Origin of the sequence: Hymenobacter citatus (assembly GCF_014333615.1) — a bacterium.
Classification (GTDB): Bacteria; Bacteroidota; Bacteroidia; order Cytophagales; family Hymenobacteraceae; genus Hymenobacter; species Hymenobacter citatus.
Map to the genome: position 1 here is coordinate 44,711 of NZ_JACSCY010000008.1, position 14,866 is coordinate 59,576.

Annotated in this window: 13 protein-coding genes; 11 read left to right on the top strand and 2 right to left on the bottom strand. The window is 58.5% G+C overall.

The features are described from left to right. Positions 1-67 precede the first annotated feature (67 nt). From fabF to lgt, 9 genes are all read left to right on the top strand, one after another. Positions 68-1,321 carry a beta-ketoacyl-ACP synthase II gene (gene fabF / locus H8B15_RS11735; RefSeq protein WP_187319882.1) on the top strand — a complete coding sequence of 418 codons (1,254 nt, stop codon included), beginning with the start codon at positions 68-70 and terminating at the stop codon, positions 1,319-1,321. 26 nt (positions 1,322-1,347) lie between these two features. Next, a complete protein-coding gene (rnc, locus tag H8B15_RS11740; RefSeq protein ID WP_343069152.1) occupies positions 1,348-2,070 on the top strand; it encodes a ribonuclease III in 723 nt (240 codons plus the stop codon). A 249-nt stretch (positions 2,071-2,319) separates the two neighbouring features. Beyond that, entirely contained in the window at positions 2,320-3,828 is a 1,509-nt protein-coding gene (gene gndA / locus H8B15_RS11745) for an NADP-dependent phosphogluconate dehydrogenase (RefSeq protein ID WP_187319884.1), read from the top strand. A 36-nt stretch (positions 3,829-3,864) separates the two neighbouring features. Beyond that, on the top strand, positions 3,865-5,385 hold the full coding sequence (gene zwf / locus H8B15_RS11750) for a glucose-6-phosphate dehydrogenase (protein ID WP_187319997.1): 1,521 nt from the start codon (positions 3,865-3,867) through the stop codon (positions 5,383-5,385). Next, positions 5,385-6,113, top strand: a complete 729-nt coding sequence (pgl, locus tag H8B15_RS11755) for a 6-phosphogluconolactonase (protein ID WP_187319885.1) — start codon at positions 5,385-5,387, stop codon at positions 6,111-6,113. Before zwf ends, pgl begins: the two co-directional genes overlap by 1 nt. Positions 6,114-6,274: 161 nt before the next feature. Continuing rightward, complete coding sequence (nadE, locus tag H8B15_RS11760; RefSeq protein WP_187319886.1) at positions 6,275-8,248, top strand: NAD(+) synthase; 1,974 nt, start codon at positions 6,275-6,277, stop codon at positions 8,246-8,248. Between the two features lie 142 nt (positions 8,249-8,390). Beyond that, positions 8,391-9,089 carry an RNA polymerase sigma factor gene (locus H8B15_RS11765; protein ID WP_343069153.1) on the top strand — a complete coding sequence of 233 codons (699 nt, stop codon included), beginning with the start codon at positions 8,391-8,393 and terminating at the stop codon, positions 9,087-9,089. Further along, positions 9,082-9,381: a hypothetical protein gene (locus H8B15_RS11770; protein ID WP_187319887.1), complete on the top strand. Its 300-nt coding sequence runs from the start codon at positions 9,082-9,084 to the stop codon at positions 9,379-9,381. The genes H8B15_RS11765 and H8B15_RS11770 overlap by 8 nt, the downstream gene beginning before the upstream one ends. Positions 9,382-9,465: 84 nt before the next feature. Next, on the top strand, positions 9,466-10,374 hold the full coding sequence (lgt, locus tag H8B15_RS11775; RefSeq protein WP_187319888.1) for a prolipoprotein diacylglyceryl transferase: 909 nt from the start codon (positions 9,466-9,468) through the stop codon (positions 10,372-10,374). A 148-nt stretch (positions 10,375-10,522) separates the two neighbouring features. On the opposite strand, the gene H8B15_RS11780 is transcribed toward lgt, so the two are convergent. Continuing rightward, complete coding sequence (locus H8B15_RS11780; protein WP_187319889.1) at positions 10,523-11,422, bottom strand: SdiA-regulated/phytase-like domain-containing protein; 900 nt, start codon at positions 11,420-11,422, stop codon at positions 10,523-10,525. Between the two features lie 81 nt (positions 11,423-11,503). Then, complete coding sequence (gene yidD / locus H8B15_RS11785) at positions 11,504-11,725, bottom strand: membrane protein insertion efficiency factor YidD (protein WP_187319890.1); 222 nt, start codon at positions 11,723-11,725, stop codon at positions 11,504-11,506. A gap of 157 nt (positions 11,726-11,882) precedes the next feature. Here yidD and H8B15_RS11790 point away from each other — a divergent pair, with 157 nt between their 5' ends. Both H8B15_RS11790 and H8B15_RS11795 read left to right on the top strand, forming a co-directional pair. After that, positions 11,883-12,740: a PorV/PorQ family protein gene (locus H8B15_RS11790; RefSeq protein ID WP_187319891.1), complete on the top strand. Its 858-nt coding sequence runs from the start codon at positions 11,883-11,885 to the stop codon at positions 12,738-12,740. Beyond that, positions 12,737-14,866 carry a ComEA family DNA-binding protein gene (locus tag H8B15_RS11795; protein WP_187319892.1) on the top strand — a complete coding sequence of 710 codons (2,130 nt, stop codon included), beginning with the start codon at positions 12,737-12,739 and terminating at the stop codon, positions 14,864-14,866. The genes H8B15_RS11790 and H8B15_RS11795 overlap by 4 nt, the downstream gene beginning before the upstream one ends.

Consider the following 14,866-nt stretch of genomic DNA (forward strand, 5'->3'; position numbering starts at 1 on the left):
GGCCGGCTTGCCGCCGGCCGTTTTGCTTTTCCCACCCTTTCCTATTCTTTCGTTTCTTCTCTAGCCTATGTCTCTTCGGAGAGTTGTTGTGACCGGCATTGGGGCCATCACCCCGCTTGGCAGCACGGCCCCCGCCTACTGGGAGGGCCTGGCGCAGGGCGTAAGCGGCGCGGGTCCCATCACCCGCTTCGACGCCAGCAAGTTCAAAACGCGCTTCGCCTGCGAAGTCAAAAACTATAGTCCCGACGACTACTTCGACCGCAAGGAAGGTCGGAAGATGGACTTGTTCACGCAGTTTGGCGTCATTGCCAGCGATGAAGCCATCAAAGATGCCGGCCTGCACGAGAGTGGCGTTAACAAAGACCGGGTAGGCGTGATTTGGGGCTCTGGCATTGGGGGCCTCACCACCTTCCAGCAGGAGAGCTTCAACTTTGCCAAGGGCGACGGTACGCCGCGCTACAATCCGTTCTTCATTCCGAAGATGATTGCCGACTCCTCGTCGGGCAACATCTCGATTAAGAACGGTTTCCGCGGCCCCAACTTCGTTACCACGTCGGCCTGCGCGTCTTCTTCCGACTCCATTGTATCGGCCTACAACTACATCCGTTTGGGAATGGCCGATGTGGTGGTAACCGGCGGCTCCGAAGCCGCTATTACCGAAGCCGGGGTAGGGGGATTCAACGCCCTGAAAGCCATGAGCGAGCGGAACGACGACCCTGCTACCGCCTCGCGCCCCTACGACAAAGACCGCGACGGTTTTGTATTAGGCGAAGGCGGTGGTGCGTTGGTAGTGGAAGACTACGAGCACGCCAAGGCCCGTGGTGCCAAAATCTACGCCGAAATCATTGGCGGTGGCCTGTCTTCGGATGCCTACCACATCACGGCGCCCGATCCCACGGGCGAAGGCGTGGTGCTGGTAATGCAGAACGCCCTGCGTGATGCGGGCATCAAGCCGGAAGATGTGGACTACATCAACACCCACGGCACCAGCACGCCGCTGGGCGACGGCGCCGAGATTACGGCCATCCAGAAGGTGTTTGGCGATGCCGCCTACAACCTCAATATCTCTTCTACCAAGAGCATGACCGGCCACTTGCTGGGCGGCGCGGGTGGTATTGAGGCCGTAGCCAGCATTCTGGCCATTCAGCACGGCATCATTCCGCCTACTATCAATCACTTCACGGACGACCCGGAACTGGACGCCCGGCTAAATTTCACCTTCAATGAAGCGCAGAAGCGCGAGGTGAATATTGCTGTGAGCAATACGTTTGGGTTTGGCGGCCACAACACGTCGGTGGTCTTCCGCAAATTCCGCGACTAATGCCGAGGCCCGGTCAGCCCTTGCCTGTGTTTGGATTTTTTCGGCGGTTGCTGGGGCACGACCGGGCTTTTCGGCAGGCCATTACCACCATGACGGGCGTTTCGCCCGACAACGTGCGTGTGTACCGGTTGGCCTTCACGCACTCTTCGGTGGTGCGGCAGCAGCCGGAGCAGGGCCGGCACCAGAGCAACGAGCGCCTGGAGTTTCTGGGCGATGCCGTGCTGGGCACCATCGTGGCCGAGTACCTGTTTCGCAAGTTTCCGTACGAGCAGGAAGGCTTCCTGACGGAGATGCGTAGCCGCATCGTCAACCGCGAAAGCCTTAACCAACTCGCCCTTAAGCTGGGCCTTGATAAGCTGGTGCAGCTGGATGCCACGCAGGGTAGGGCCGCCCGCTCGCGCTCCGTAAACGGCAACGCGCTAGAGGCCTTGGTGGGCGCTGTCTACCTCGACCAGGGGTATAAAGTGGCCCGTAAGTTCGTGCTCAGCCGCCTGATTAAGCCTTTCGTGGATGTGAAGTCATTGACCGAAACCACGTCCAACTTCAAGAGCAAGCTCATTGAGTGGGCGCAACGGCAAGGCAAAGTAGTGCGCTACGAGCTGGCCGGTGAGCCGCGCGGCGGCGGCGTGATGGAGTTTTCGGCCACGCTGCTCATTGATGAGGAAGTGGTGGCCACCGGTATGGGGCTTTCGAAAAAGCAGGCTGAGCAACTAGCCGCCGAGCGTGCCTTAACAGCCTTGGGCCTTTAAAAAGCAACTTTTTTGCGGTGCTAAAAGCCGGTGCCCTACCCAATTATTGGGTAGGGCACCGGCTTTTTCGTTATCATCTACGCCATTGTTTACGTACACCCTACCCAACCGCGGGCAGCGCTGGTTTGAAACCATGCCCTACCCCAACGGTTAGAGAAGGGTAGGCCGTCTGCTGCCAATTGCTACCTTCGCGGCATCTGCTTCCGCATTTCATCTCACACCTAACACCGCTAGAAACTTTCTTTCCCAATGAGCGCACCACAACCAAAAAACTACGCCTTCGGCATGATTGGCCTGGGTACTATGGGCCGCAACCTGCTGCTGAACATGGCCGACCACGATTTTTCGGTGGCCGGGTATGACAAAGACACCAGCAAAATTCCGCTGCTGCACAAGGAAGCCGACGAAGACGGGGTGAAAAACGTGGAGGGCTTTTCGGACCTGGGCGCCTTTGTGCAGAGCTTGGCCAAGCCCCGTGTGGTGATGATGCTGGTGCCGGCGGGCAAGATTGTGGACAGCGTAATTGCAGAAATTACGCCCCTGCTCGACAAAGGGGATATGCTGATTGATGGTGGTAACTCCTACTTCCTGGATACCACCCGCCGGGCTACAGAGCTGGAAGTGAAAGGCCTGCATTTCTTTGGTATGGGCATCTCAGGTGGGGAAGAAGGCGCGCGGCGCGGCCCCAGCATGATGCCCGGTGGCGACCCAGAAGCCTACAAGCGGATGCAGCCCGTGCTGGAAGCCGTGGCAGCCAAGGTAGGCGGCGAGCCGTGCGTGACCTATATCGGGCCGGGCGCTTCCGGGCACTTTGTGAAGATGGTACACAATGGCATCGAATACGGCATTATGCAGCTGCTGGCCGAGACGTATGACGTGATGAAAAACGGTCTGGGCATGAGCAATGAGGCTATGCAGCAGGTGTACGCCAAGTGGAACGAGGGCCGGTTGCAGTCCTTCCTGGTAGACATCACCAAGGACATTTTTGCCTACATCGCCCCCGACACCGACCACCTGCTGCTGGACGATATCAAAGACGAAGCTCGCTCCAAGGGCACCGGCAAGTGGACTTCGCAGATTGCGATGGACTTGCAAGTGCCTCTGTCGCTGATTGATGAGGCCGTGGCCATGCGCGATTTGTCGAAGTACAAAGCGCTGCGCGAGGAGATGGAAAAGGCGTACGGCGCCCGCCCTACCCCCAGCCAGGATGAGCAGGAGCAGCTGGCGGAGCTGGAGCAGGCCATGTACTTCAGCATGATCATCGCCTACGCTCAGGGCATGCACATGCTGGCGCGCGCTTCCGAAGAATATGTGTTTAACCTGAACCTGGCCGACATTGCCAAAATCTGGCGCGGCGGCTGCATCATCCGCTCTGAGTTCCTGAATACGATTTACAACGCCTACCAGCAGCAGCCTGATCTGGCGCACCTGCTCCTTGATAGCGACGTGCGCCAGCAGGTGCAAGACGCCGTGGCAGGTGCACGCGCCGTGGTGGCGCGCACGGCTACGGCTGGTATTGGGGTACCCGCGCTGGCGGCGTCACTCAGCTATTTCGACACGCTGCGCACTGGCCGGATGCCTTCCAACCTCATTCAGGCCCAGCGTGACTACTTCGGCGCGCACACCTATGAGCTGATCGGCAAAGAAGGCGTATTTCATACTCAGTGGACGGCTTCGCACGAGGAAGCCGAGAACAAGCAAGACACGCACCGCGGAACCGGCACCGAAAACGAAACGCCCGTTACGCCCAACAAATAGTCTGTGTCCGTACCCATCACGCGTTACAATCTAAAAATGAGTAACAACGAGAAAATTCAGCCGACCATTTTCGTCATTTTCGGCGGTACGGGCGATTTGAACGCCCGCAAGCTGGCTCCGGCTCTATATAATTTGTTTTTGGATGGCTGGCTGCCCACGCAGTTTGCCATTCTTGGCACGGGCCGCACCAAGCTCACAGACGAGGCTTTCCGTGATAAAGTCCGGGAGGACATCGATAAGTTTTCGCGCCGGGGCAAGGTGAATTCGGATAAGTGGGAGGAGTTTGCCCAGCACATGACCTACCAGGTATCGGACCTGAACGATGCGGCTACCTACACGCAGTTTGGCGAACGAGTAGCCGAGCACGAGGCCGATTGGAACGTGAAAGCCCAGGTGATTTACTACCTGGCCGTATCGCCCAACTTCTTCCCCATCATCGCCCGCAACCTTTCCGAAGCCAAGCTGGCTGAGGACCCCGACCGCGTGCGCATCGTGATTGAGAAGCCTTTCGGGCACGATCTGGAAACGGCCAAGGAACTGAACGACCTGCTGGCCGGCATTTTCCAGGAGCGCCAGATCTACCGCATCGACCACTACCTGGGCAAGGAGACGGTGCAGAATATCATGGCGTTCCGTTTTGCCAACGCCATTCTGGAGCCGCTCTGGAACCGCAACTACATCGAGCACGTGCAGATTTCCGTGACCGAGCAGCTGGGTATGGGCGACCGGGGCGACTACTACGACGGCTCGGGCGCCCTGCGCGACATGATTCAGAACCACCTGTTGCAGCTGTTGTGCTTGGTGGCGATGGAGCCGCCCGTGAGCTTCGAGGCCGATGAGGTGCGCAATCGTAAGGTAGACGTGCTGCGCGCCATGCGCCGCTTTGGGCCGGAAGAAGTGCGTTCGGCCGCTGTGCGCGGGCAGTATGCCAAAGGTTGGGTAGAGGGCAAAGAAGTGCCCGGATACCGTGAAGAAAACAAGGTGGACCCCGAGTCGAACACCGAAACCTTTGCCGCCATCAAGTTTTTTGTGGACAACTGGCGCTGGCAGGGAGTACCGTTTTACCTACGCACGGGCAAGCGCCTGCACCGCTCGGCGTCTATCATCACTATCCAGTTTAAGGACGTGCCACACCTGATTTTTCCGAATGAGTCGTCGGAGGCGTGGCACCAGAACCGGTTGGTTATCAGCATTCAGCCCGAGATGAGCATTCGGTTGCAGGTACAGGCTAAGCGCCCCGGCCTGGATATGGTGCTCAACCGGGTAGACATGGTGTTCGACTACCAGGGCACCTACACCAACGACACGCCCGAGGCCTACGAAACCCTGCTGCTCGACACCATGATTGGCGACCAAACGCTGTTTATGCGCGGCGACCAGGTAGAGGCTGCCTGGGACCTGATTATGCCGATTCTGAGCGCTTGGGAAAGCAAAAAGAGCATGAACTTCCCCAACTATTCCGCCGACTCGTGGGGGCCGGAAATTGCCGAGGCGCTCATCGCCCGCGACGGTTTCCATTGGTTTACCCTACCCCTTCACGATAAAAAAGAGTGCTAATGGCTATTCGCGTATTTCCATCCGTTGAGGAATCTAATAAGGCGTTGGCCGACTATTTCGTGGAAACGGGTAGGCAAGCCATTGCGGCGCGGGGCCGGTTTGCGGTGGCGCTGTCGGGCGGCTCGTCGCCCAAAAAGCTGTTTGAGCTGCTGGCTTCTGACTACCGCGACCAACTGGAGTGGGAGCGGGTAGATTTCTTTTGGGGCGATGAGCGGTACGTGCCGCACACCGACCCGCAGAGCAATTACCTGATGGCTAAGAAGGCGCTGCTAGACCCACTCAACATTCAGCCCGCGCATATTTTTGCCGTCGAAACCGACCTGCCACCCGCCGAGGCTGCCGCCGCCTACACGCGCACCATGCAGCAGTACTTCGGTAGCCAGGATTCCCTACCCCTCGATCTGGACCTGCTGGGCCTGGGCGACAACGCCCATACGGCCTCGCTGTTCCCGCACACCTCCGTGCTCACCAACGACACGGTGAGCGTGCAGGCGCTCTACATCGAAGAAGTGCAGGCCAACCGCATCACCATGACGGCGCCTCTGCTGAACCAGGCCCGCGCCACCGCCTTTTTGGTGTACGGTGAGGGCAAGGCCGAAGCCGTGCGCCAGATTTTGGAAGAGAAGCGCGACGTGCAGCAATACCCTGCCCAACTAATCCAGCCCGAAAACGGCAACGTAACGTGGTTCTTGGACGAAGCTGCCGCTAGTAAGCTGACACAGAAGTAACTTTTTTCTTCATAGAACGTCATGCTGAGCTTGCCGAAGCATCTCGCGTGCTGATGTTAGAAATACTATCTTTCATCAGCACGCGAGATGCTTCGGCAAGCTCAGCATGACGTTCTAATGTTATTCATATTCACAATTTCACCCTTCACAACTTCACCACCATGCGTATCGCCGGCGCAGCGCTCAACCAGATTCCTTTTGCGTGGCAGCACAATCTGCGCACCATTCGCACAGCCATTGAGCAGGCCCGCACGTCGGGGGTAGAGTTGCTGTGTTTGCCCGAGCTGTGCCTAACTGGCTACAATTGCGAAGACCTGTTTCTGAGCGACTGGCTTTGTGAGGAAGCGCTGGACTATTTGCAGCAAATCCGTCCCTGGACCCAGGGCATTTTGGTGTGCGTGGGCCTGCCCGTGCGGTTGGAAGGCCGAACCTATAATACCAGTTGCGTGCTGCGCGATGGCGAGATTCTGGGATTTGCGGCCAAGCAGTTTTTAGCCAACGATGGCGTGCACTATGAAACGCGCTTTTTCTACCCCTGGCCGGCTGGCGAAACCACTACGGTGCGCTGGCAAGACCAGGAGTGGCCAATGGGCGACCTTACCTTTGAGCACAAAGGCGTGCGCTTCGGCTTCGAGATTTGCGAAGATGCCTGGCGCCCCGACCACGTGCGCCCCGCTGCCCGGTTGCAGGGTAGGGTAGACCTGATTGTGAACCCGTCGGCCAGCCATTTTGCCATGAGCAAGACGGACTTGCGCTACAAGCTGGTGCTCAATGCTTCACGCAATTTTCATTGCACATACCTCTACGCCAACCTACTCGGCAACGAGGCCGGCCGCATCATCTATGACGGCGAAATTCTGGTGGCCCGCGAAGGTCATTTACTGACGCGTAATCAGCTGCTGAGCTTCAAAGAAGTGGACGTGGAGTGCGTAGACGTGGACTTTGCTACGCCGCTGGAGCCGGCCGCCGAAATTCAGCCGCTCCCTACCCCCGACGAATACCTGGAGCTGAACCAGGCCCTGAGCCTGGCTTTGTTCGACTACATGCGCAAAGCCCGCACCCGCGGATTCGTGCTGAGCTTATCGGGCGGGGCCGACTCGTGCATGTGCGCGGTATCGGTGGCGGAAATGGTGCGGCTGGGCACGGCTGAGCTAGGCACGGCCGAGTTTATGCGCCGTACGGGATGCTTCACGGCCGAAGACATTGTGGCCATCACCGGCCAGACGGAGGCACCTACCATGCAAGAGCACCGCGCCGCCGCCGATGGCACCCCGCAGGAAGCGCCCTCAGATAACCTACCCAAAGCCAGCACCGAAGTAACCTCTGACGAGCAGCGCCAGATCAACCGCCGCATCACTGGCCGCCTGCTCACGTGCGCCTATCAAGGCACTGTCAACTCCTCCGATGATACCCTGAACTCGGCCCAAGAACTGGCCGAAGAACTGGGCGCCGTGTTCTACAATTGGAACATCGACGACGAGGTATCTGGGTACGTCAGCAAAATAGCCAGCGCACTGGACCGCCCCCTTACCTGGAAAACCGATGACCTGGCCCTGCAAAACATTCAGGCGCGGGTGCGGGCCCCCGGTATCTGGCTGCTAGCCAACGTGCTCAATGCCCTGCTCATCACCACCTCCAACCGCTCCGAGGCCTCCGTGGGTTATTGCACGATGGATGGCGACACCGCCGGCAGTATTTCGCCCATTGCCGGCGTCGATAAGGCTTTCGTGAAGCAGTGGCTGCGCTGGGCCGAGGTGGAACGGCACTACCCTGCCCTGCGCCACGTGAATGCTTTGCAACCCACCGCCGAGTTGCGGCCATTGGAGGAAAAGCAAACCGACGAGCGCGACCTGATGCCCTACGTGCTGCTCAACCGCATCGAGCGCCTGGCATTCTACAACCGCCTGAGCCCAGCCCAGGTGCTGGCAACCTTACTCGAAGAGGACCCCTCCGCCGACCGCGAACAATTGAAGGTCTACCTGAAGCGTTTTTACTCGCTATGGAGCCGCAACCAATGGAAGCGCGAGCGGTACGCCCCCGCCTTCCACCTCGACGACTACAACGTAGACCCGCGCTCCTGGCTGCGCTTTCCTATCCTGAGCGGCGGCTATACCGAAGAGCTGAACGCGCTGTAGCTGTTTAGTGAGTAGTGCTGTTTTTTTCAGTAGATGCTACACACTTAGTTTGTTGAGAAAATTATAAATCTGTTTCACAGATAGTTATAATCTATTTGAAGAAGTCGGGCAAGTTTTCTACAATGAAGGGACCTAAGCTGATGTGACCCTGCTACCTGCGGCTACGGCCAAAGTAGGTAGGGCGCTGTTCCTCTTTTCTGTCTCCCGGATGTACACTTTTCCGCTGCCTTGTCTTCAACCGATACCTTCTAGCGCGCAGCCAGCTGCGGCTTGCGCGGAGGCTGAGTTGGTAGCCCAATTGCAGCAGGGTAGCGAAGCGGCGTTTCGCACGTTGGTGGAGCGGTATCAACACCGCATCTACCGCACGGTGCTGGCGCTGCTCCATTCGCCGGAGGAGGCGGAGGACGTAGCACAGGAGGTTTTCGTGGAAGTGTACCAAACCATTGGCCGTTTCCGGGGCGAAGCATCCCTGACCACCTGGCTCTACCGGCTGGCTACCTCGCGGGCGCTCAAGCAGCAGCGCCGCGCCCGCGCCCGCAAGCGCTTCGCCTACCTAACCAGCTTGCTTGGCTTCGACAACCGTGTGCTGTACGAACCAGCCCATAACGAACACCCCCAGGCCCAGTTAGAAGGCCAACAACAGGTAGCGCTTTTGCGGGCACGCATTGCCCAACTGCCCGACCAGCAGCAAGTGGCTTTCACCTTGCGCCACGAGCAAGAGCTGAGTTACGAGGAAATAGCCGCGGTGCTCAACACCACCGTGTCGGCCGTGGAGTCATTGTTATTTCGGGCCCGCAAAACGCTTCGCCATCATCTTCAACCCACCCTACGCCATGTCTGATTCTGTTGACCGCACGAACGCCGACGAAGAATGGAAAAAGCTGCTGCACCAATGGCGGGCTGAAGTAGCCACCCCGCCACGGCCGTATTTCTACAGTCGGGTACGTGCTAAACTAGTGCATGCCGCAGGAGTGCAGCACCCACCGGTACGGACCTGGCGGCACTGGCCCGCCTACGCCGCTTTGCTGGCCATACTGCTCCTGCTTAGCGGCGATGATGCGGCGCTACATACAGGAGGCGAAGTCAACCAGGATAGCAGTAACCCACCTGAGGCCAGTTTCAGCGGCTATTAGCCGCCTTTGTCAAGAAATCGTGTCCACCCGCCTACCAAACGGGAAGTGAGTACCTTTGAATTTCTATCATCTTCTGCCTACCCTATGCTTTCTTTTCTTGCTGCCATCACCTGGGATGTATCGCCCCTCATTGCTGAGTTTGGCCCCTGGAATATAGGCTCGTTCACGCTGGGGCCGCTGGCGCTGCGGTGGTACGGGCTGCTGTTTATGTCGGGCTTTGTGGTGGGCACGTTTGTGCTGGCGCACATTTACAAGTCAGAAAAAGTGTCGCCGATGTGGGTGGATGTCATCACCATCTACATGCTGATTGGCACCATCGTAGGCGCCCGGTTGGGGCACGTGCTATTCTATCAGCCTGAAATACTGAAAGATCCGCTGGAGGTGTTCAAGATATGGCACGGCGGCTTGGCCAGCCACGGCGCTACCATCGGGATTATCCTAGCGGTGTATCTGTTCAGCCGCAACAACAAGTTCGACGTACTCTGGACGCTCGACCGCATCGTGATTGTGGTGGCCTCGGGTGGGGCGCTCATACGCTTGGGAAACCTGATGAACTCCGAAATCGTGGGCCGCGAAACCGACGTGCCGTGGGCCTTCATCTTCCTGCGCGACCGGGAGCATTTCGTGAATGGCATGGCCGTGCCGCGCCACCCTACCCAGATTTATGAGTCGCTGTTCTGCGTGTTTCTGTTTGTGCTGCTGTACTTTATGTGGAACCGCACCAAGGAGCGCACCCCGCGCGGGCAGCTGTTTGGGCTGTTTGTGGTGCTGCTGTTCACGTTCCGCTTTTTCGTGGAGTTCCTGAAAGTAAGCCAGGTTGATTTCGAAAATAGCCTACCCCTGGATATGGGTCAAATCCTGAGCATCCCGATGGTAGCCATTGGCTTCTGGGTGCTGCTGCGCGCCGGCAAAGACCCCAAGAATCCCTACGGCTACGCCCCGCGCGACTTGGGTAAAGAAGAACAAAACCCTAAGCTGGCGCAGGCGAAGTAAGGGTGAAGTTGACCTAAAAAAGCCGTGTCATCCTGAGCTTGCGAAGGACCTTATGTCAGTTGAACGACCGTCTTAACAACGACTCGTTCAACTGACATAAGGTCCTTCGCAAGCTCAGGATGACACGGCTTTTTGCTTACAATCCTACTTAAAACTCATACTTATACAAATCACCTTGTTCGGTGCTGATATAGATGGTATTGTCGTCGGTGAAGACCACGCCTTCTGTCTGGCCGGCGCCCTTCAGCGAAATCTGGCGCGGGGTGGCTTTTAGCGCATCGGCCAAAGAGCTGCCTTCCAGCACAAACATTTCCTCCCTACCCATCAGTACCAGGCGGCGGCCGTTGGGGCTCAGGTTGGCGTCCGTCACCTGGCCGGGAATGCTCAGTTTGGTAAGCAGTTTTGCTTTGTACGTGCCGGGCTGGTCAGGCAGCGTATATACTTTGCTGGTGCTGCTGTTGGCGCGGTCTTTCGTGAACAGGTAGAGCTGATTCTGGTGCCACAGCGAAGCTTCCACATCGAAATTACGGTCGCCTTTTTTGGGCGGAAACTCGGTTTGGTCGGCGTAGGAAAAGTTGATCTTATCTACTTGGTTCGGCGTTTTTGGGCGAAAACGGAGGATGGCCAGGTCTTCGCGGTCGTTACTATTGTTGCCCGCGTCGGCCAGATAATAGTATCCTTGGTTATCGCGCGAAATGCTTTCCCAGTCGTAGTTGGTGGCACTGAGGCGCAACGTGCCGAGCAGCTTGCCTGTTTCGGACACTTTATAGACAATCGGTGGATTACCGGCGTCGCTGAACGTGTAGAACGTGCCGGGCGTATCGGCTACAGCCAAGCCAGAGCTTTCGCGAACTTCTTCCAGGTCGCCTACCTTGTTTAGCTCCACGGCCTCGCCCTTCGATTTCTTCCCTTTTTTGCCCTTCTTCCCTTTTTTCCCCTGATCAGCCTGCGTGGTGGTGAAATCGGTGGTAGACTGTTCGGCGGGGGTAGAGTTACAACTACTCAGCAACGTGCTAGTCAGCAGGGCTGTGGTCAAAAGAAAAGGCATGGTATGCATAAAGAGGGCAAAAGAAAAGGCCCCTACCCAAAGGCAGAGGCGCGTGCACAAGGGTATACGATAATTGTGGCGTTAGGGTACAGGGTCGTAGCCATGGCCGCCCCAGGGGTGGCAGCGCCCAATGCGGCGCAGGGCCAGCCAGCCGCCCCGCCACGGACCGTGCCGCTCGATGGCCTGCACGGCATAGGCCGAGCACGTGGGCTGGTAGCGGCAGGTAGGAGGCTTGAGGGGCGACAGCAGGTGGCGGTACACCCACAATAGCGTTAGCAGCAAACGGCGGAACAACGACTTCATCGTAGCAAAGAACGCGAAACATCGGCAGCTGGTGCCCGCCACGTAATATGAGTACTTTGTTTGGCGGGGTATTTGAATAAAACCAAGCAGATTCTTTGCTGTAGGGTCTATTAGTGAATTGTTTTTGTAGTTATTCTAGTGTCTTGATTAGCTTTCTATGGAGAAACGCTACCCGCTATTTTTTTGCCTGTTTTTGTTGGGATGGCAGGCGCTGGCACAAGGCAATGGGCCGGGCATCCGAGGGGCGCGGGCCGCGGCGCTGGGCTACACCAGCACCACCCTCCACGACGTGTGGGCCGTGGGCAACAACGCCGCCGGGCTGGGCCAACTCACACAGCCAGAAGTAGGATTCTACGCCGAAAACCGTTTTTTGCTACCCAATTTCAACACGGCCGCGCTAGCTGTGGCCCTACCTCTAGGCGAAGTGGTAGAAGGCCGCGCAAAAAATGGCGTAGTCGGTTTTGAAGCCCAGCGTTTCGGAGGCAAGCTCTACGCCGAGCAGCGCTTGGGTGCGGCCTATGGCTACCGGAGCGGGCTGGTGAGTGTGGGCGCCCGCCTCGATGTGTTGCAGGTGAGTATAGAAGGGCTGGGCAGTCGCCGGGCGCTGGCCGTATCGCTGGGTGGGCAAGCCGAAGTGGTGCCCAAAAAGCTGGTATTTGGCGCCTATATCTACAACCTCAATCAGGCCCGCCTAGCCCGCTACCAAGACGAGCGGGTGCCCACCGTGCTACGAGCCGGCCTGGGCTACCAGCCCACCGATAAGGTGCTGCTGACCGTGGAAACCGAAAAGGACGTGGACCACGATGCCGATTTTCGGGCGGGCCTGGAATATAAAGCGCTGGATGCATTACAGGTGCGGGCAGGTTTTGCGGCGCTCAGTGAGCAAACCACCGGTGGTGTAGGCTTTCACACAGGCCAGCTGCGCATTGATTACGCTGCCGCCTGGCAAACGGCACTTGGGCTCAGTCAGTATCTGAGCGTGCATGTGTTGCTCGCCAAGCCTGGGCAGCCATGAGCAAAAAGCTGCCTAGCTACCTGAGAGTAGCCTTTGGGCTTGTGCTGGTGGGGCTATTCTGTGTTGCCCAGCCTACCCAGGCCCAACAGTTTCCGCGCCCTACCCCCGACCTCGACCGGCTGGTGCAGGAGCTGTTTGCCGATCAGCAGAGCGACGACGTGCCCTACGAGGATATGTACGAAACGCTATTGCTCTACTACCAAACGCCGCTCAACCTGAACCTGGCTACGCGTGAGGAGCTACGCGGACTGCTGCTGCTGTCGGAAGTGCAGATTACGCACCTGCTGGAGCACCGCCAGCGGGTAGGGCCGCTGCTCAGCCTCTACGAGCTGCAAAGCATCGACGGCTTTGACCTGCGCACCATCTACCGCGTGGGGCCTTTCGTGACGGTGACCGATGCCGGCCCCAACGCCGCCCGCGGGCCGCTCTGGCAACGCGTGCTGCACGAAGACAACAACGCCTTGTTTGTGCGCTACGAGCGGGTGTTGCAGCAACGCCGTGGCTACACTGCCCCCGATACCACCAGCACCGGCCGCCTCACCAGCCGCTATCTCGGCTCGCCCGACAAGCTGTTGCTGCGCTACCGCGTCAGCCATACCAAAGATTTCAGCGTGGGCTTCACGGCCGAAAAGGACGCCGGCGAGCCGCTGGCGTGGCAGCCCGGCCAGCGCCGCTACGGCGCCGATTTTCTGTCGGCGCACGTGGTAGTGCAGGAGCGCGGCCGCCTGAAAACCCTGGCGCTAGGTGATTATCAGCTGCAATTTGGGCAGGGGTTGTTGCTGTCGTCGGGGTTGCAGGTAGGCAAGGGTGGCGAAACCATTACCACCATTCGGCGCAGCTCGCTGGGCGTGCGGCCCTACTCTTCGGTGCTGGAAAGCGCCTTTTTTCGGGGCGCCGCGGCTACTGTAGCTGTGAGTAATACGGTGCGGGCCACAGCATTTGCTTCCTACAAACACGTAGATGCCAACCGCCAGCAAAGCCTGGATTCGTTGGCTGATTTCACGGAGTATGCGTCGGGGGTATTGGTGGCGGGCTTGCACCGTACGGCTACCGAGCTGGCTAATCGTAAAAGTCTCGGCGAGGCCATTGGGGGCGGCAACGTGACCTATACCAGCCGCAGCAACCACCTGGCGGTGGGCCTCACGGCCGTAGGCACGCACTACGATAGAGCATTGCAACGCCGGTCGGCGCTATATAACGCGTATGAATTCCGAGGACAGAATAATCTGGCTGTGGGTATGCATTACAGCTACGTGCTGCGCAACTTGCTACTATTTGGCGAAACAGCTCGTAGCAGCAGCGGTGGGGTAGGCACAGTGAATGGCCTGCTGGCCAGCCTGGCCCCCAACGTGGATGCCGCCGTGCTCTACCGCTCCTACACCCGCGACTTCCATACCTTCTACGGCAACGCGCTCAGCGAAAACAGTCGCAACATCAACGAGCGTGGCCTCTACCTAGGGCTGAAAGTACGGCCAGCAGCGGGTTGGGAAATCTCGACGTACTACGACCAATTCTGGTTTCCGTGGCTGCGCTACCGGGTAGGCGCACCTTCGCACGGCCACGACTGGCTGCTGCGCCTGGCCTACACGCCCACCAAAACCAGCCTGCTCTATGCCCAACTGCGCACCCGACTCAAAGAGTACAACGCCGACGACCCGCGCCCCCTGCCACTGCCGGAACCCACGCTGCGCCACAGCCTGCTGCTGTTCTATGATGCCAATCCTACCACTGTACTCAGCCTGCGCACGCGGGTGCAGGGCACTCGTTATCGCGAGGGCGAGGGCCCGCGCCATACGGGCTACGTGCTGGCTCAGGACATGTCTTACACCTTCGGCCGCTACCTGCGCCTGAGTGGCCGCTACGCCCTGTTTGATACCGACGATTATGATACGCGTCAGTACGTGTTTGAACAGGACGTGCTCTACGCTTTTTCGGTGCCCGCCCTCTACGGGCAGGGCACACGCACGTACGCGTTGGCCGAAGTGCGCTGCAACCGTCACCTCACGTTCTGGCTGCGCTACGCCGAAACGCACTACCGCAACCAAACGACCATCGGCTCGGGCCTGGATTTAATCGAGGGTAACCGCCGCTCCGAAGTGAAAGCCCAGGCGCGGTATCGGTTTTGA